Below are 18,212 nucleotides of genomic sequence, written 5' to 3'. Positions count from 1 at the left end.
AGCGGCTCACTGGATGCTCCGGTCCTGCTCGCCGCCCGTGGCGCCGGGGAAGTACCCGATGGCGGCGCGCTGCGGGCGCACCCGCTCGACCGTCCCGCCGTCGAGCCGCAGCGCGACGTCGTGTCCGGGCACCAGGAGGCCCGCGGTGTCCGTCAGCAGGGAACGCAGCCGGTCGATCGTCGCGGCACTGGCGTCCGCGTCCAGCGTGGAGTCGGCCAGACCGGTGGCGAGCTCGTGGATGTTCTTCACCGCGTCCCCCGCGAACACCAGCCGGTCGTCGGTGCGCTCGGCGAAGAACGCGAGGTGGTTCGGGGTGTGGCCCGGGCTGGCGATCGCGTGGATGCCCGGGAGGACCTCCTGGTCCGGCGCCATCCGCTCGACGCCCTCGGTGCGGCGGAGCAGCTCGCGCACGTGGAGGTCGGGGATGAACGTGGTGCCGGCCGGCAGCTGCGCGGCCCAGGCGAGCTCGGCCTCCCCCACCCAGGTGGTGGCGTTCTCGAACATGGTGAAGTTCGCAACGTGGTCCCAGTGCAGGTGCGTGATCAGCACATCCGTGATGTCGGACGGCGTCAGGCCGAGCCGGTCGAGGCCCTCGTGGATGAGCGGGATGTACGCCGGCTGCCCCGCGTCGATCAGCACCCGCCGCGCGCCGTCGTCGAGCAGCCACAGGCTGCTCCAGCCGAAGGCCCCGTGCGAGTGCGATTTGCCGGGGAACCCGTCGACGATCGGATGCGCGGTGTAGGAGTTCACGCCCTCATCCTCTCCCTCGTGGTTGGTATCGCTATAGTATAGCGATACCACGTCGAAGTCAAAGCGCTCCTGCACCCGCGCTCCCGCTCTAACCGTCGGTCGCTGGGCGGTCCGGCGCCCCGGCGCCGAGACGGACGGCCGAGTTCAGATAGGCCGCGGCGATGACCAGCGACACCAGGCAGCCGATCCACGCCGCGGGCGCCGACTCCGGCGCCGCCGAGGCCGTCGCGCCGACCGCCTGGAGAGCGAACCCGAGGCCCAGCACGTACCCCGCCGCCGGACGCGCCGTCATGCGCCACCAGGCGCGCGGCGCATCGGACTCGTTCTCACCGCGGAAGACGCGGGTGAGCGCCAGCACGAGCAGCAGGACGATCCCGCTCCCCGTCGCGACGCCCCACGCCGCGGTGGTGGAGACGGCGACCGGGATCACGGCCAGCACCACGCCGGCGTAGCCGGCGACGATCAGTCCCGCCTTGGCGACAGGGGTGCGGACGCGCACGGAGGCCTCCTCAGCGGGCGAGGAGCCGCTCGGTCGCGCCCGCGATGTGCGTGCGCATCGCGGCATCTGCGGCGTCGCCGTCACCCGCGTCGAGCGCCTCGAAGATCGCGCGGTGCTCCGGCGCCGCTCCCTGGGCGCCCGTGCGGCCGACCTTGGAGAACAGCCTGAAGCGCTGGATCTGGCCGCCGAGCGCTCCGTAGGCCAGCTCGAGGAACGTGTTGCCCGACTGTGCGGCGATCAACATGTGGAACCGGTCGTCCGAACGCCAGTAGAGGTCGAAACCCTCGGTCTCGACATCGGCGACCTCGGCGGACCGGTCGAAGTCGTCGAGGGTCTCGGTCAGCGCGGCGATGAAGTCGTCCGTGCGGCGAGCGGCCGCCTCGCGGGCGAGCCACGGCTCCAACTGGAGGCGCGCCTCCTTGAGCTGCTCGACCTCCTCGCGCGTCATCGCGGGCGCGACCCGGTAGCCGCGCAGGGCCTCGCGCTCGACGAGGCCGGTGTGCTCGAGCCGGGCCAGCGCCTCCCGGAGCGGGGTCTGGCTGACGGCGAGCTCGCGCGAGAGGGCGCCGATGTTGAGGCTCTCCCCCGCCGCACGCTCGCCCGACATGAACTGGTGCAGCAACACCTCGTACATCTGATCGGCGATCGGCTGCCTCAGTGTTATCCGCTCAACCATCCATGACCCCTGTTCGCAACTCGGAAGGCCCGACCGCCCTGCCGGCGTCGGCGGACCGACCTCGCCCGATTCTAGCGTCGGCGGCGCCCGGACCCGCCGACGCGCGCCCTCAGAACGTCTCCACGTACTCCTCGGGAGGCCCCAGCTCCGGCTCGGCGCGGAACTCGATCCGGTCGCCGGAGTGCTCGAGCTCCAGGATCGTCACCGTGTTGCCGCCCGGCCGCAGCACGGGTGCCGGAACGTACAGGGTGACCTGCGGCCCGATCTCCCAGTACCGCCCGAGGAGCAGGTCGTTGACCCACACGAACCCCTTCCCGAAGCCGGGCAGGGCGATGAACGCGTCGGCGGGCTCGTCCGCGTCGAGCCGGAACCGGGCGGTCGAGAACCCCGGACCGCCCGGCCGGCCCGCACCGTCGGCATGTCGCGCGAGCTCTGCCACGGACCACTCGTCGAGCGGGATCGGGGTGGCCGTCCAGCCGTGCACGAGCCGCCGCCCGACCCGCACGCCGCCCAGGATGCCCTTGCCCTGGCCGAGCAGAGGCCCGTAGTTGATGCGGCCCTGGTTCTCGACCAGCACGGTCAGGTCGACGGGTGCGCCGGAGCCGGTCACGCTGACGGAGCCGTCCCCCTCCACGGTGCCGACGGACACGCCGTCGACGAACACCTGCGCGCGGTCGTGCAGGCCGGCGACCGTGATCGTGCTGTCGCCGAGCGGCAGCCGCGGTGTCGCGCGGTACAGCACGAGACCGGAGGCGATCCCCAGCTCCTCGAAGCTCGGCGGCGTCGGCCGGGCCGCGGCGGCGGGCAGCATGCCGAGGGCGGGGAGCAGCTCCGCCCCGCGCTCGACCCGCACGCTCCGCGGCGCCAGGATGCGTGGATCGGCCGGCACCGGAGGCAGGGCGACGCCCAGGGCGGCGAAGCGCTCCCGGAAGGCATGGAACTTCGGCGTGACGGCCCCGTGCTCGGCGACCGGCGCGTCCGAGTCGTAGCTGGTGATCGTCGGCTGCAGGCGACCATCGTGGTTCGCTCCGGCCCAGAGCCCGAAGTTCGTCCCGCCGTGTGCCATATAGAGGCTGACGGACCCACCGGCGTCGAGGATCTCGGCGAGGGTCGCGTCGGCGCTCGGCACGGTGCGCACGTGGTGCCGTTCGTCCCAGTGGTCGAACCACCCGTTCCAGAACTCCGCGCACAGCAACGGCTCACCGTCGCGACGCGATCGCAGCAGGCCGAACGCCTCCGTCGCCCGCGAGCCGAAGGTCGCCGTCGCGAGCACACCGGGGAGGGTGCCGCCGTCGAGCATGAGATCGGTCGGGCCGTCCGCCGTGTACAGCAGTTCGGTCGCGCCGCGGTCGACGAGCGCATCCCGGAGCCAGGCGAGATACCCGGCATCGTCGCCGTAGCTGCCGTACTCGTTCTCCACCTGGAAGGCCACGATCGGCCCGCCGTTGGACGCCTGCAGCGCGGCCAGCCGGGGCAGCAGCTCGTCGAACCACTCGGAGACGGCGGCGAGGAAGGTGGGCTCGGAGCTGCGGGCGCGCATACCGACCCGCGCGGTCAGCCACGCAGGCAGACCGCCGTTGTCCCACTCCGCGCAGATGTACGGGCCCGGACGCACGATGACGTCCAGCCCGACCTGCCCGGCCAGGGCGATGAACGCCTCCAGGTCGCACCAGCCGTCGAACGACGCCGGACGGTCCTCCCGCCGCTGGTGGAAGTTCCACGCCACATACGTGTCGACCGTGTTGAGCCCGAGGGCGGCGAGGCGCTCCAACCGGTCGCGCCACTGGCCGGGGTGCACCCGGAAGTAGTGCATCGAACCCGAGAGCACCTGGTGGGGTGCGCCGTCGCGCAGCAGCACCCCCTCCTCGAGCGTGAGTCGCGAGGAGGTCGTCGTCACCGTCACTTCACGGCCCCCGCGGTCATCCCGGCGCGCCAGAAACGCTGCAGGGCCAGGAACGCGATGATCAGCGGCACGACCGAGACCAGCGAGCCGATCACCACCAGGGGCGGCGGCACGGCGACGTGGCTGGCGTTCCACCCGACCAGCCCGACGGTCACCGGCTGCATGCGGTCGTCGCCGAGCACCATCGCCGGCAGGAGGTAGTTGTTCCAGATCTCGACGAACTGGAACAGGAAGATCGTCACGAGCGCGGGCAGCATCATCTTGGTCGAGATCGCGCGGAAGATGCGGAACTCGCTCGCCCCGTCGATCCGCCCGGCCTCGATCACCTCGTCCGGCACCGACTGCGCCGCGAAGACACGTGCCAGGTAGACGCCGAACGGGCTGACGATGCTCGGCAGGAGCACCGCGAGCGGATTGTTGATCAGGTGCACGCCGGAGAACATCAGGTAGAGCGGGAGGGTGAACAGGATCTTCGGCACGAGCACCGCCGCCAGGATCACTCCGAACAGCGCGCCGCGGCCCGGGAAGTCGTACTTGGCCAGCGCGTAGCCGCCCATCGCGGAGAGCAGGGTGCCGATCGCGGCGCCGACACCGCAGTACAGCAGGCTGTTCAGCATCCACTGCCAGAAGATGCCGTCGCCTTGTGCGGTGAGGCGGGCGAGGTTGTCGAACAGCCCGAAGCCGTCGAACCAGAGGCCGTTGCCCGAGAACTGCTCGCCGAACGGCTTGGTCGCCGAGACGAACAGCCACCAGAGCGGGAAGAGGAAGTAGACGGTGGAGACGGCGAGCAGCACCATCACGACGGTGCGGCTGAGCGGAGTGGTGTCCCGCCGCGGGCTGAGGAGGGTCACGCCTTGTCCCCTTTGCTGGTGAGTCGGAAGAACACGAACGAGATCACACCGACGATCACCGCGAGGATGACCGACTGGGCGGCGGCATACGGGTAGTTGCCTGCGCCGACGGCGGCCTGCGCCGACATGATCGGGGTGAAGGTGGAGGAGACGGATCCGCCGGAGATCGGCTGCAGCACCGTCGGCTCGTTGTAGAGCTGGGCGGAGCCGATGATCGAGAAGACGGCGGTCAGGATGATCGCGCTGCGCACCATCGGGATCTTGACGCTCCACGCGGTGCGGAACGCCGAGGCGCCGTCGAGCGTGGCCGCCTCCAGCACCTCGGCCGGGATCGACTGGAGGGCGGCGTAGATGATGATCATGTTGTAGCCGGTCCAGCTCCAGGTGACGATGTTCGCCACCGACCACAGCACGGTCCCCTCGTCGAAGAAGGGCAACTGGATGCCGAGGGGCTCCAGGATGTGGTTGATCGGGCTCGACGTGGTCGAGTACATGAACGACCAGACGAGCGCCGCACTCACGCCCGGGATCGCATAGGGCAGGAAGCTCGACAGCCGGAAGAAGCCCTTGCCGCGGGCCGACTTCGAGTCGATGAGCAGCGCGAGCACCAGCGCGAGGCCGAGCATGACCGGCACCTGCACGACGCCGAAGAGCGCGACGCGGCCGAGCGAGGCGACGAAGTCGGGGTCGCCGAACGCGTGAGCGTAGTTCGCGAACGGGTCGAACTCCTGCGTCGGAGCCGTCAGCCCGAGACCGGACCGCTTCACCGTGAAGAGGCTGCTCACGAACGCGTAGATGATCGGCGCGATGTTCATCGCGGCGAACAGCACGACGAACGGCCCGAGGAACAGCAGCGGCGCACGCCAGCTGAAGGCGCGGCGCGGCTTCCGCGGCTTCTGCGGGGCGGCCCGCCCCGTCGCCGGCGAGGTCGCCCGGTACTCGGCGACATCCAGGTCGGTCACGATTCCTTCTCTCTGCGCGCGGTCGCCCGCGCGGTCTCACGACGGGATGCGGCGGTCCGTCCCGAACCGGACCGCCGCATCCGTCGCCCCCCGTTGTCGCCGTCGGCTCCTATTCGGAGACCTTCAGCCCCTGCTTCTTCAGCTCGGCGACGGTCTTGTCCTGCGCGCTCTTCAGCGCGTCGGTGATCGTCCCCTGACCGGCCCACGCCTTGCCGAGCCCGTCGTCGAGGTCGGCGGCGGTCTTCGTCATGACCGGTCCCCAGGTCCAGTCCGGGTTGACGTGCGGCGCCGCGTCGGCGAACACGTCGAAGATCTTCTGCCCGCCGAAGTAGGGGTCGCCCTCCGTGAGCGCGGGCAGGTCGGTCAGACCGGTGGCGGCCGGGTAGAGGCCCGCCTTCTGGACGAGCGTGTTGTAGGTGTCCTTGTCGGTGCTCAGCCAGTGCGCGAACTCCCACGCGGCCTTCGCGTTCGAGCAGCCCTTGAGCACGGCGGTGGCCGAGCCCCCGGCGTTGCCGACCTGGTCGTCGCCCGCCGACCACTGCGGCATCGGGGCGACCGCCCACTTGCCGGAGCCGTCGGCCGCGCCGCCCTTGATGACGCCCGCCTGCCAGACGGCGCCGACGACCGTGGCGATGCTGCCGTCGCCGAGACCGGTGTACCAGGCCTGGTCGTACATCGGGGCGCTGCTGATCAGCCCCTCGGAGACGAGGCCCTGCCAGTAGTCGGCCACCTTCGCGTTGGCGTCGGAGGCCATGGTGACCTTCCAGGCGTCGCCGTCCACGTCGAACCACTTCGCGCCGGTCTGCCAGGCGAGTCCGGCGTAGTCGTAGTCGAGGTACGGCGACGAGATGAACTTCTTCGGGTCGGAGGCGTGGATCTTCTCGGCGTCCGCCTTGTACTCGTCCCACGTGGTGGGCGCGCTGAGGCCGAGGGAGTCGAACAGCTCCTTGTTGTAGAACAGGCCCATCGGGCCGGTGTCGACCGGCGCACCGTAGACGGCGTCGCCGATGCTCACCGACTTCCACGCGGCCGGCTGGAAGTCCTTCTCGTCGGCCTTGGCGTAGCTCGCAACGTCTTCGAGCGCCCCCTGGGCCGCGAAGCTCGGGAGGGTCTCGTAGCCGACCTGGGCGAGGCACGGCGCGTTGTTCGCCGTGACGGCGTTGAGCATCTTCTGGTAGCCGCCCTTGGAACCGGGCTGCACCTCCTGGTACTTCACCGTCACGTCCTTGTGACTGGCGTTGAAGGCCTTGACCGCGTCGGCGTAGCCGGGGGCCCAGCCCCAGAAGGTGACCGTCGCCGGTCCGGAATCGGACGAGCCCGAACCGCTGCCTCCGGAACAGCCGGCCAGGGTCATCATGCCGAGTGCGATCGCCCCCGCCGCGCCCGCCACTCGTATTGCTGCTGACTTCTTCACTGCCTCTCCTTTGAACACAGACACCCTTCAGCGGGTTCGAGAAGCGAGTGTCGCACAGAATGATACCGATAACAACACTTGGATCGCGATTGCCGTAATCGCTCAGCAGATCTGCGCGATCACAGCGATGCGCCCGCTATCATTGCCTGCATGACCAGCATGGAAGCACGGGAGTCGGCACCGAAGCCGCCCGGCATGACGGACGTCGCCCGCGTCGCCGGCGTCTCCGCCCAGACCGTCTCGCGCGCACTCAGCGGCCACCCCAACGTGCAGGAGAAGACGCGCGCCAAGGTCCTCGCCGCCGTCGAGCAGCTGGGCTACCGGATGAACAACGCCGCCCGCATGCTGTCCTCGGGCCACAGCCGGACGATCGGCGTCGTGCTGCTGCAGACCGGTTTCTACTCCCGCACGGCGGTGACCGTCGGTGTGGAGAACGCCGCGCGCGACGCCGGCTACGCCGTCAGCACCGCCAGCAGCCCGTCGCTGGAGCCCGCAGCGATCGAGGAGGCGATGTCACGCCTGGCCGACCAGGGTGTCGAGGGGATCATCCTCGCCCTGCCGCTGATCCACGTGACCAAGGGCATCGAGGAGGTCACCCGATCGATTCCGACGATCACGATCGACGGGTCGCGGACCTCCACGACCGAGATCGTCGCGGTCGACCAGTCGCAGGCCGCCCGGCTCGCCACGCAGCACCTGCTCGACCTCGGCCACGAGACGGTGTGGCACGTCTCCGGCCCATCCGAGTGGCTCGACGCGGTCAGCCGCAGCGAAGGCTGGCGCAGGACCCTCGAGGCCGCAGGGATCACCCCGCCGCCGGAGCTGAAGGGCGACTGGTCCCCCGCGTCCGGCTACCAGAACGGCCTGATCCTCGGGCGGATCCCCGACGTGACCGCCGTGTTCGTGTCGAGCGACGAGATGGCGTTCGGCGTGATCCGCGCCTTCCACGAGCTCGGCCGGCGCATCCCCGAGGACATCTCGGTCGTCGGCGTCGACGACATCTCGCTCGCCGAGTACTGCTCCCCGTCGCTCACGACCGTTGCCCAGCCGTTCGGCGAGATGGGGCGCCTCGCCGTGGAGCACCTGCTGCGCTACATCACCGACCCCGGCACCCCGCTGGCCCCCGCCTCCGTCGAGCCGACACTCGTCGTCCGGGCTTCGACGACGGCGGCACCCGCGGGCCGCGCGGTGGCAGAGTCGTAGAATTTTATATCTGTATATCTGGTATTGAGACGGTCTTCGCCGCTAAAATTGTGCATTCCAGCGATGGTTCGACATCACAATGGGGTGAGATGACGATGACGTCTGTACACGTTCGTTCCGCAATCCTTGCGGCAGCTTTTGCTATCTCGGCAACCGTCGGCGGATCAGTTCACGCCACCGCGGCAGAAAGCGCCCCTCACGGCCTAACGGCGGCCGATGAGCAGATGCTCCGTAGATCTCTCTCTAGGTTCGACGTCCCCGAGTCGACGCAGGACGTCCTTATCGATCGCGCGCGAGCGGGCGAGCTCTGGGACGCAACCGCGCCCGATGCGGTTCCGGTATCCGAGGCGCATGGTGTCGTCAGGGATGGATTCTCCTATGACGTCAAGCACTATGCCGACGGGTCGGTTTCGTATGTCGGACTGCAGATTCCGAGCGGCGGCGAAGTAGTGGACGGTGGCCCACGGACCATTTCGCAGTGCAGATACCAGTCAGGATCGGGCTATTCGAACGCCACAGGGTGCCAGATCGACGGCGCATGGGGAACGGTGATCGCAGGAGCGATCAACGTCGGCTACACACTGGTGCAGGGCGGCGCAGATCGAATGATCGATGGAGGCTACGGCTTTCAGCGCTGCGTGTATCCCACCAGTTGCTCATCGCCGGTCAGGGTTCTCTGGAAGCCCGTCGAAGACCGTTCGGCGGCATACCAACGTTGGCAGGCAGACGTCAATGGCGGCTATCTCGGGAGTTGGAACGTGTGGGTGCAACTGAATGTCGGTGGCGATCGCGCCTGGCAGACGAACTCATAGCGAGGGACGAGATGAGCATCGAGCCGCAGATTCCCGTCGCGTTCGACGTGGTCGGAATCCTCCTGGGGGTACTGATCGCCGGGCTGACCATCGCCTCGATCGTCGCAATCGCCCGCGCGCGATGGGCAACACCCGCACAATGCGCAATGTGGGTCGTCATCGCCATCGCCGTACCGATCATCGGTGCCGTCGCCTGGTTCGTGACTGCACACACGCAGATCGCTCCTCGAGAGGACGACGCGCCGACAAGTCCTCCGACGGCTTGACTTCCCCAGGAACTCACCGAACTGCTAGCGATATCAGGGGGTTCCTGAAAGCTCTTTAATCACCTAGTGTTATCGATGCCATACGGGCAATACCTTCCCAACGATGCAGCTAGGTGGACCTTGTGAGCCTTCCTCCCCGGCGCGCGCTGCGCGCCCTGTCAGCCACGATCGCGGCCGCGGCCCTCGCCGTCGCCGGCGCCCTCGTGCCGATCGCGTCGGCCCCCGCCACGGCGGCCGACGCCCCGGCTCCGGCCGGGGCCGCCATCCCGCAGACGCAGTACGCGCTCGTCGGCGTGGACTCCGAGTCCGACCCCTACCCGGCGCCTCCCGCGCTCGACGGCACGGCCCTCGCGGCCTTCGACGGCGACCCGGCCACCCAGTGGGCGACCCGCTACAACGGCGGAGACCCCGACCCGCTGCCGCACTGGATCACGGTCGACGTGGGCGGGTCGTTCCCGCTCACCGGCATCCAGTACCAGGTCAAGAACCAGTCCAACGGACCGGTGAAGGACGTCACGGTCTACGTCACCGACAGCGCCGCGGTGGCGAAGGACCCGGAGGCGGACTGGGGCTCGCCGGCCGGCACGGCCGTCTTCCGCCAGCCCGCCGACGCATCGGACGTGCAGAACCTCGTGTTCGCGCAGCCGGTGACCGGCCGCTACGTGAAGTTCGTCGCGACCAGCACGATCAACGGCAGCGCCAACGTCTCCGCCGCCGAGCTGCGCGTCTTCGCCACGGGTGACACCACCCCGCCCCCGGTCACCCCGGATCCGCCGGCCGACGCCGCCACCCCGGTCGCCATCGGCAACGGCGCCGGGCTCACCGTGCAGGTCGCACAGGAGTTCCCTCAGGTCGTGTCGTACGAGCTGAACGGCCGCCGTCTGGCGGGACAGGCGCAGAAGCTCAGCGCGTTCACCATCAACGGCACCGCGCACACCGCGACCACCACCATGACGACGACCGCCGACGCCGCGACTTACGTCTCGACGTTCGCCGACCTCCCCGACCTGACGATCACGACCGCCATCACAGCCACCGCGAAGGGCACCGTCGAGTTCGCGGTGACGAAGATCGAGGGAGGCGCCGCGGCGACCGTCGACCAGCTCGCCATCCCGGACCTGTCGCTGGTCTCGGTCGACTCGTCGGACTCCTCCGCCGCGCTGGCGCGCACGCAGATCTCGACCGACTCCACGACGACCGCGGACCGGTTCCTCGCGATCACCGGAGCCACGCCGGTGGACGCGCGCAGCGTCGGCACGCCCTACGGCTTCGTCAGCTCGTCGCAGCTCGCCGCCGGCCTCCTCACCAACGCCACCGACGACTCGGCGCAGGACTCGAACACCAACTGGAATACGCGCCTGCAGTCGCAGATCGTCGACGCCGGCAACGGCGCACGCCGCGCCCAACTGTCGGTCGGCACCTGGACCTACGCCCCGGCCGGCGCCACGGATCCGCGCGTCGCGGTCTACGCACTCCCGCGGGCTACCGTCGTGCTCGCCGCCGATGTCAACGGCGACGGCCGCATCGACTGGCAGGATGCGGCGATCGCCTACCGGGACGCCGAGACCCGGCCGCTCGGCGCCGATCGCGTGCCCGAGCGCGTCATCCAGCACATCCCGTTCAACTTCGCGAGCCAGGCCACGAACCCGTTCCTCAAGACCCTCGACAACGTCAAGCGCATCTCGATGTCGACCGACGACCTCGGCCAGTGGGTGCTCGACAAGGGCTACGCCAACGAGGGTCACGACTCCGGGCACCCGGACTACGGCGGGGACTACAACACCCGCGCCGGCGGCCTCGACGACTTCAACACGCTGGTGGACGACGCCAAGGCCTACAACACCGACGTCGCGGTGCACGTGAACGCGACCGAGGCGTACCCGCAGGCGAAGACGTTCAGCGACCGGATGGTGCAGGGCCAGGTCAACGGCTGGGACTGGCTGAACCAGAGCTACCACATCGACCAGCGCTACGACCTCGGCTCGGGCGCGATCGTCGACCGGTTCGCGCAGCTCAAGCACGAGGTGCCCGGCCTGGCCGGCGTCTACATCGACGCCTACTACTCCAGCGGCTGGCTCGCCGACGGGCTGGCCGCGCAGCTGCGCGACCTCGACCTCCAGGTCGCCACCGAATGGGCGTACAAGTTCGAGGGCTCGTCGATCTGGTCGCACTGGGCCAACGACAAGAACTACGGCGGCGCCACCAACAAGGGCATCAACTCCAACATCGTCCGCTTCATCGCCAACACGGACCGCGACGTCTGGAACGTCGACCCCCTGCTCGGCGGCGCGGACATCAAGGAGTTCGAGGGCTGGACGGGCCAGAACGACTGGAACACCTTCTCCAGCAACATCTGGACCGCCAACCTCCCGACCAAGTTCCTGCAGCACTTCCCCGTGCAGTCGTGGGACTTCGGGAAGACCGCGACCCTCTCCGATGGCGTGTCCGTCTCACTGAAGGACGGCGTCCGGCAGATCGTGATGGATGGCGCGACCGTCGCCACCGGCGGCACCTACCTGCTGCCCTGGGGCGAGCCGGGCGCGGACGGCGTCTCGTCGCCCGCTCACGCCGACAAGATGTACTACTTCACCCCCGCGGGAGGCTCGGCCACCTTCACCCTCACGCCGCAGTTCGCCGGCACCACCGACTTCACCCTCTACCGGCTGACGGACCAGGGCCGTGTGAAGGTCTCCGACGTGCGCGCCGCCGACGGGAAGGTGACGCTGAACGGGTCGAAGGGCGTGCCCTACGTGCTCGCCCCGGCGAACGGCGCGGCCCCGCACGCCTCGGCCGGCTACGGCGCGGGCAGCGGCCTGACCGACCCGGGTTTCAACGCGGGCGACCTGTCCGCCTGGAGTCCCACCGGTGGTGCGAAGGTCGCCACGGCCGAGAGCGGGGACAACGTCGCCGTGCTCGGCACCGACCGCGCGTCGCTCTCGCAGAAGGTGACCGGACTGCGTCCCGGCACGCGGTACTCCTTCAGCGCGAACGTGGAGATCGGCCCGGGCGAGCGTCGCGCCACCACCCTCTCGGTGGACACCGGGACGGTCACCGCGAACACCTTCGACACCACACCCGCCGCCAACTCGATGGCGTCGGACGCGAAGCAGGGCACCTACTCGCAGCGCGCATCCGTCGGCTTCACCGCACCCGAGAACGGAACCGTCACCGTCGCCCTCGGCGCGGTGGCCGGGAAGGCGTCGGTCACGTTCGACGACGCCCGGGTCATGGTCGACACCTCGGCACCGCTTCCGGCGGGCGGCGCGGTGATCGCCGCGGACGACTTCGAGGGCAACCAGCCCGGCTGGGGTCCGTTCGTGAAGGGCGACGCCGGAGGGACGACCGACCCGCGCACCTCGATCAGCGAGCTGCACGACCCGTACAGCCAGAAGGCATGGAAGAACACCCACTCGCCGTACGACTCCGGCGCGCTGAAGGGCCTCGGCGTCGACGACGTGCTCACGGGCCTGCACTCGCTCAAGGCGCACGAGGAGAACACCGGACTCGTGTACCGCACCGTCCCGGCAACCGTTCCCTTCGTCGCCGGGCACAAGTACCGCGTCTCGTTCGACTACCAGACGAACCTCGACGGCCAGTGGGCCTGGGTCACCGGGGCCGACACCGTCGGAGGCGGGACCGTCAGCTCGGCCGACGTGAACCGCGACGCCCTCGCGCCCGCGCTCGACACCACGCACTACACCGCGGACATCGTCGCCGGCTGCGGTGACACCTGGGTGGGCCTGCGCAAGCTCGCCGGGGCGAACGGCGCCGACTTCGTGCTCGACGACTTCCGCGTCGAAGATCTCGGGGAGGAGGCCGGAGGCGCGTCCTGCGGCTCGGTGACCGCACCCGCGAGCACCGACCTCAGCCCGGGCGTCGCCGGCACACTCGTCACCACCTTCACCAACAACGAGCTCACCGCGGCGACGAACGTCGGCGTCGAGCTCCGCGGCCTCCCGGACGGCTGGACCGCCCAGGTCGCCAAGAAGGACGGCAACCTGTTCGGCAGCGTCGCGGCCGGGAAGAGCGTGACGACCACCTGGCTCGTCACCCCGCCGGCGTCCGCCGCCGGGTCAGATGCGACCTTCACGGTCGGTGCGACCTACGCGAACGACTGCGTCGAGAAGACGGTCTCGGGGCAGGTGAAGACGACCGTCTCGGACCGGCCCATGCTGTCGCCCGGCTCGATGACGGCCACCGCCGACTCGGAGAACCTGTCGTCGGGCGCCGGGGAGGGACCGGTCGGCAACGTGCTCGACGGCGACATCGACACCATCTGGCACACCGACTACACGAACTCGGCCGCCCCGTACCCGCACTGGGTCACCCTCGCACTGGCGGGACCGTCGACCGTCGACGGCTTCGGCTACCTCGGCCGCCAGAGCGGAGGTCAGAACGGCCGGGTGAAGGGCTACGAGGTCGCCGTCTCCGACGACGGCGCCACGTGGATGACGGTCGCGAGCGGTACGCTCGTCGACTCCCCCGCCATCCAGGTCGCGTCGTTCACGCCGGTGACCGCATCGTTCGTGCGGTTCACCGCGACGAGCGCGCTCAACGGCCAGCCGTTCGCCGCGGCCGCCGAGATGCGGGTCTACGGCACGGCGGCCGACCTCCCGGCCGGATACGCACCGGGTACGCGACCGGCGGATGCTCCCTGCGCGCCGGGGACGCCGGCGATCTCCGCCCCGGTCGCGGTCACCGCCGGGCACGACCTCACGGTCGGCCTGAGCGGGTTCGCGCCGGGGGTCCGCGCCACCGTGGTGCTGCACTCCGACCCGGTGACGCTCGGCACGGTCACGACGGACGGCAGCGGCACGGCGAGCCTGACCGCCACGGTCCCGGCCGACTTCGCCACCGGCCCGCACACTCTGCAGGTGGTGGTGGACGGCGCCGTGGTCGCCGAGCGTGCCATCACCGTGACGGCGGCCGCCGTGCCGGGGACCGGGCCGGGCGTGGGAGGCGGCGGCGCGGCAGCGCTCCCGCCAGGCCTCGACGACCCGCTCGCAGCCACCGGCTCGACCGCGCTCGGCGTCGCGGCACTGCTCGCCCTGCTGGCTGCTGCCGGTATCGGCACCGGCGTGCTGCTCCGCCTCCGGCGCACCCGCCGGGCGTAGCCCCAGCGGACCACCGACGACGGCGCCCCGCCTCCCGATCGATCATCGGGTGGCGGGGCGTCGTCTCGTTCGCGCGATTCGGACCGAATGTCGACTTACGCGCCCGCTTTCGCGCGATTCGGACCGAATGTCGAGAGGAGCACGCGCCGTCGCAGCGGCGGTGTCAGTGGCGGGGCTTGCGCGGAGGGCGTGCGTCGCGGCCCCGGTCGCCGCGGCCCCGGGAGTCCCGGTCGTCGCGGGACGTGAACTCGCGGCGCGCGCCGGGACCGCGGTCGAGCCGCAGCTCGATCAGCTTGCCGCTGATCCGGGTGCCCGAGAGACGGTTCAACGTCTCCTTCGGCAGGTCGGCCGGCAGCTCGACGAGGGAGAAGTCGGGCATGATGCGGATGTGCCCGAAGTCGTCGCGGCTCAGGCCGCCCTCATTGGCCAGGGCGCCGACGATCTGGCGCGGCTCCACCCGCTGGCGCTTGCCGACCTCGATGCGGTAGGCCGCCATCGGCTTGTCGCTGCGCTCCCGCCGCGCCGGCCGATCCCCGCGGTCATCGCGGCGAGCGCCGCGATCCGTCCGCCCCCGGTCGTCCGCGCGCGCGTCGCGCTCGAGACGCTGCGAGAGCGCGTCGTCCTCGCTGAGCAGCAACGGCTCCTCCCCCTGCGCCACGACGGCGAGCGCCGCCGCGACGTCCGACTCGGGGACGTCGTGGTGCTCGACGTAGTGCGCGATGATGTCGCGGAAGCGGGAGATCCGCTCGGGCTCCTCGAGGGCCGCCGTGATGGCGTCGTCGAATCGGGCCAGCCGGGTGACGTTCACGTCGTCGACGGTGGGCAGCTGCATCGGGGTGAGCGGCTGGCGCGTGGCCTTCTCGATGGCGGTCAGCAGACGGCGCTCACGCGGCGTGACGAAGCTGATCGCGGCTCCGCTGCGCCCGGCGCGACCGGTGCGGCCGATCCGGTGCACGTACGACTCGGTGTCGATCGGGATGTCGAAGTTGACCACGTGGCTGATGCGCTCGACGTCGAGGCCGCGGGCCGCCACATCCGTCGCCACCAGGATGTCGAGCTTGCCCGACTTGAGCTGGTCGACCGTGCGCTCGCGCTGGGCCTGTGCGACGTCCCCGTTGATCGCCGCCGCCGAGTACCCGCGCGCCCGCAGCCGCTCCGCGAGCGTCTCTGTCTCGTTCTTGGTGCGGACGAAGATGATCATGCCCTCGAAGTTCTCGACCTCGAGGATGCGGGTGAGCGCGTCCACCTTCTGCGCGTACGACACGACGAGGTAGCGCTGCGTCGTGTTGGCCGAGGTGGTGGTCTTCGAGGCGACCGTGATCTCCTCGGGGTCGTGCAGGTACTTCTTTGAGATGCGGCGGATCTGCGCCGGCATCGTCGCCGAGAACAGGGCGACCTGCTTGTCGTCCGGAGTGTCGGCGAGGATGGTCTCCACGTCCTCCGCGAACCCCATCTTGAGCATCTCGTCGGCCTCGTCGAGCACGAGGTACTTGAGCTCAGAGAGGTCGAGGGTGCCCTTGTCGAGGTGGTCCATGATGCGGCCGGGCGTGCCGACGACGATGTGGACGCCGCGGCGCAGCGCCGACAGCTGCACGCCGTAGCCCTGCCCGCCGTAGACCGGCAGCAGGTGCACGCCCTTCAGGTGGGCGGCATAGCTCTCGAACGCCTCCGCCACCTGCAGCGCCAGCTCACGCGTGGGGGCGAGCACCAACGCCTGCGGGCTCTTCTGCGAGAGGTCGAGGCGGGAGAGGATCGGCAGCGCGAAGGCGGCGGTCTTGCCGGTGCCGGTCTGGGCGAGCCCGACCACGTCGCGCCCCTCCAGCAGCAGGGGGATGGTCGCGGCCTGGATGGCGGACGGGGTCTCGTAGCCGACGTCCTTCAGCGCCTTCAGCACGGCGCTGTCGAGCCCCAGGTCGGAGAAGGTCAACGCGGCTTCGGCGGTCTCGGCCTCGCTGGGCACGGAATCGGACGTGGTCATCGTCCAACGGTAGCCCCTGCGGGCTGCGAGCGCGCCCCGAGGCGGCGCCGCACACTCGTGCCGAATGTGGCCTTCGACGTCGCCGAAGTCGACATTCGGCACGAATCGCGCGACTCAGCTGCCGATGGTGGCGGCGGTCACGTCGATGACGGCATCGGCGCGGCCCGTCGAGACGGCCCAGTCGCGCACGACGTCGTAGACCCGCCGGCAGACCTCCGCCGCCGCGTCGATGCCGTCGACCCCGATGCGCACGCGGATACGGTCGCCGCTCACCGCCACGGTGCCCGGGTCCGCCGGGCCGCTGCCGAGGGCCGAGCCGATCGCGGCGACCACCTGGCCGACCGGGGAGGCCGCCGGGTACAGGGTTGCGACGCCGGGCACCCCGAGGATGAGGGCGGCGAGCTCCGCCGTCGACCCGGCGTCCGGTCCGGGTCCGTCGGTCGCGAGCGTGCCGCTCATCACGCGTCCTTTCCGGTGCGGGGCTCCCGCACGTCCGTGACGAGCACGTCGACCGAGGTGATCGTCAGCTCGGCGTGGCGCGCGAGCTCCGCCGCGACCGCGTTCCGCACGGCCTCGGCCGTCGCGGTCATCGGCACCCCGTAGCGCACGGAGATCTCCACGTGCACCGCGATCGGCGCACCGGGCGTCTCCACCTCGCCGTCCAGCCGGCACCGTCCGACGAGCACGCCGTCGATGTCGTCGCCCACGCCGCGCACGAGAGCGCGGACGGCTCCCTCGGTCAGGGCCAGCTCCGCTGCGGGGTCGGGGTGGGAGATCGGGATGCGGCGTCCCGACTGCACGTCGAGCCGGATGCCGGTCAGGATGCGCCCGACCCAGTCGTCCTCGGCGGGACGGGCCGCGGCCTCCTCGTCCAGGAGATCCTGCGTGGCACGGCCGAGGCGCTCGAGAGCGGTCAACGCGGCCCGGCACTGCGGCGAGTCGTCGATCGTCGGGTCGGCGGGCTGCCGCCCGGCCGCGAGGTACGCGCTCAGCTCGTCGAGCGTGTGCCCGTCGATCAGTTCGTCGGGCGGGAGGAGCGGATCGGTCATCGCCAGTCCTCCATCGCCTCGAGAAGCCTCTTGCGGCCGCGTGCGAGTTGGCCGCGCACCGTGGATGCGGGGACGCCGAGCTCCTCCGCTATGTCGTCGTAACTGTACTGCCCCGCTTCGCGGAGCACCCAGCATCGCCGCTGCAGCTCGGGGAGCCGGTCGAGCGCCGCACCGAGCGCCTCCGTCGCACTGTGCGCCTCGACGATCCGGCCCGGCTCCTCGCGCGCCGGAGCGGGCGCGTCCAGCTCGGTGATGTCGTCGTGCTCGTGGCGCACGCGGATGCGGTCGATGCAGCGTCTGCTCAGGATGCGCATCAGCCAGCTCTTGACCGCCGCGCCCTCGTCGAGCTCGCCGAGCCGGCGCCACGCGGTGACGAACGTCTCCTGCACCACGTCGTCCGACTCGTCGGTCGACCCGAGCATGCGGGCGGCGTAGGCGCGCATCAGCGGACCGTGCCGGCGTACCAGCACCTCGAACGCGACGGTGTCGCCGTCGGCGGCGCGGCCTGCGAGGAGGCTGTCGGCCGCCTCCCACAGATCGGAGACGCTGGACCTCGGCACAGCACCCCCTCTGCTCGGCGATCGCTTGAGCGACCACACGCATCATGTTAGACAGGCGATCAGCACGCCGAGCGCCGTCGAAAGAAAAATCTTCGCGCGGGAGCGTGACGAATACACGCCTGCGCCCGTCCCAGCAGTAGGAGTCACCACGGTGACCGCCGCGGGACGTCCCCGC

General features: G+C 70.4%; 15 protein-coding genes. 4 read left to right on the top strand and 11 right to left on the bottom strand.

All coding sequences use genetic code 11. The features are described from left to right. Positions 1 to 6: 6 nt before the first annotated feature. The 7 genes from U870_RS0105125 to U870_RS0105095 all read right to left on the bottom strand — a co-directional run bounded on the left by U870_RS0105125 (position 7) and on the right by U870_RS0105095 (position 7,055). Positions 7 to 750, bottom strand: a complete 744-nt coding sequence (locus tag U870_RS0105125) for an MBL fold metallo-hydrolase (protein ID WP_025156340.1) — start codon at positions 748 to 750, stop codon at positions 7 to 9. 88 nt (positions 751 to 838) lie between these two features. Further along, complete coding sequence (locus U870_RS0105120) at positions 839 to 1,249, bottom strand: hypothetical protein (protein WP_025156339.1); 411 nt, start codon at positions 1,247 to 1,249, stop codon at positions 839 to 841. Positions 1,250 to 1,259: 10 nt separating this feature from the next. Next, positions 1,260 to 1,925 carry a GntR family transcriptional regulator gene (locus tag U870_RS0105115; protein WP_025156338.1) on the bottom strand — a complete coding sequence of 222 codons (666 nt, stop codon included), beginning with the start codon at positions 1,923 to 1,925 and terminating at the stop codon, positions 1,260 to 1,262. A 109-nt stretch (positions 1,926 to 2,034) separates the two neighbouring features. Continuing rightward, positions 2,035 to 3,822, bottom strand: coding sequence for a glycoside hydrolase family 35 protein (locus tag U870_RS0105110; RefSeq protein WP_029947208.1), 1,788 nt, complete (start codon positions 3,820 to 3,822; stop codon positions 2,035 to 2,037). 2 nt (positions 3,823 to 3,824) lie between these two features. Then, entirely contained in the window at positions 3,825 to 4,679 is an 855-nt protein-coding gene (locus U870_RS0105105; RefSeq protein WP_025156336.1) for a carbohydrate ABC transporter permease, read from the bottom strand. Further along, the gene (locus U870_RS0105100; RefSeq protein WP_025156335.1) at positions 4,676 to 5,641 is read right to left on the bottom strand and encodes a carbohydrate ABC transporter permease; all 966 of its coding nucleotides are present in this window, start codon (positions 5,639 to 5,641) and stop codon (positions 4,676 to 4,678) included. The genes U870_RS0105105 and U870_RS0105100 overlap by 4 nt, the downstream gene beginning before the upstream one ends. Before the next feature lie 109 nt (positions 5,642 to 5,750). After that, on the bottom strand, positions 5,751 to 7,055 hold the full coding sequence (locus U870_RS0105095) for an extracellular solute-binding protein (RefSeq protein WP_029947205.1): 1,305 nt from the start codon (positions 7,053 to 7,055) through the stop codon (positions 5,751 to 5,753). A gap of 150 nt (positions 7,056 to 7,205) precedes the next feature. Here U870_RS0105095 and U870_RS0105090 point away from each other — a divergent pair, with 150 nt between their 5' ends. From U870_RS0105090 to U870_RS0105080, 4 genes are all read left to right on the top strand, one after another. Beyond that, positions 7,206 to 8,258, top strand: a complete 1,053-nt coding sequence (locus U870_RS0105090; RefSeq protein WP_025156333.1) for a LacI family DNA-binding transcriptional regulator — start codon at positions 7,206 to 7,208, stop codon at positions 8,256 to 8,258. Between the two features lie 89 nt (positions 8,259 to 8,347). Further along, on the top strand, positions 8,348 to 9,070 hold the full coding sequence (locus U870_RS24255; RefSeq protein ID WP_162819082.1) for a hypothetical protein: 723 nt from the start codon (positions 8,348 to 8,350) through the stop codon (positions 9,068 to 9,070). A gap of 11 nt (positions 9,071 to 9,081) precedes the next feature. Continuing rightward, complete coding sequence (locus tag U870_RS24250) at positions 9,082 to 9,336, top strand: PLDc N-terminal domain-containing protein (protein WP_025156332.1); 255 nt, start codon at positions 9,082 to 9,084, stop codon at positions 9,334 to 9,336. A 122-nt stretch (positions 9,337 to 9,458) separates the two neighbouring features. Further along, positions 9,459 to 14,450 carry an endo-alpha-N-acetylgalactosaminidase family protein gene (locus U870_RS0105080; protein WP_205288724.1) on the top strand — a complete coding sequence of 1,664 codons (4,992 nt, stop codon included), beginning with the start codon at positions 9,459 to 9,461 and terminating at the stop codon, positions 14,448 to 14,450. Positions 14,451 to 14,613: 163 nt separating this feature from the next. Here the strand turns inward: U870_RS0105080 and U870_RS0105075 are convergent, their stop codons facing one another. The 4 genes from U870_RS0105075 to U870_RS0105060 all read right to left on the bottom strand — a co-directional run bounded on the left by U870_RS0105075 (position 14,614) and on the right by U870_RS0105060 (position 18,037). Then, positions 14,614 to 16,428: a DEAD/DEAH box helicase gene (locus U870_RS0105075; RefSeq protein WP_025156330.1), complete on the bottom strand. Its 1,815-nt coding sequence runs from the start codon at positions 16,426 to 16,428 to the stop codon at positions 14,614 to 14,616. 114 nt (positions 16,429 to 16,542) lie between these two features. Continuing rightward, positions 16,543 to 16,887, bottom strand: coding sequence for a hypothetical protein (locus U870_RS0105070; RefSeq protein WP_025156329.1), 345 nt, complete (start codon positions 16,885 to 16,887; stop codon positions 16,543 to 16,545). Next, positions 16,887 to 17,477 carry an Asp23/Gls24 family envelope stress response protein gene (locus tag U870_RS0105065; protein WP_025156328.1) on the bottom strand — a complete coding sequence of 197 codons (591 nt, stop codon included), beginning with the start codon at positions 17,475 to 17,477 and terminating at the stop codon, positions 16,887 to 16,889. Before U870_RS0105065 ends, U870_RS0105070 begins: the two co-directional genes overlap by 1 nt. Then, positions 17,474 to 18,037, bottom strand: coding sequence for an RNA polymerase sigma factor (locus U870_RS0105060; protein WP_025156327.1), 564 nt, complete (start codon positions 18,035 to 18,037; stop codon positions 17,474 to 17,476). Before U870_RS0105060 ends, U870_RS0105065 begins: the two co-directional genes overlap by 4 nt. Positions 18,038 to 18,212 lie beyond the last annotated feature (175 nt).

The organism is Leifsonia aquatica H1aii, from assembly GCF_000633535.1.
In the GTDB taxonomy this organism is placed as follows: Bacteria; Actinomycetota; Actinomycetes; order Actinomycetales; family Microbacteriaceae; genus Leifsonia; species Leifsonia aquatica_A.
This window is presented reverse-complemented; position numbering and strand designations above follow the sequence as displayed.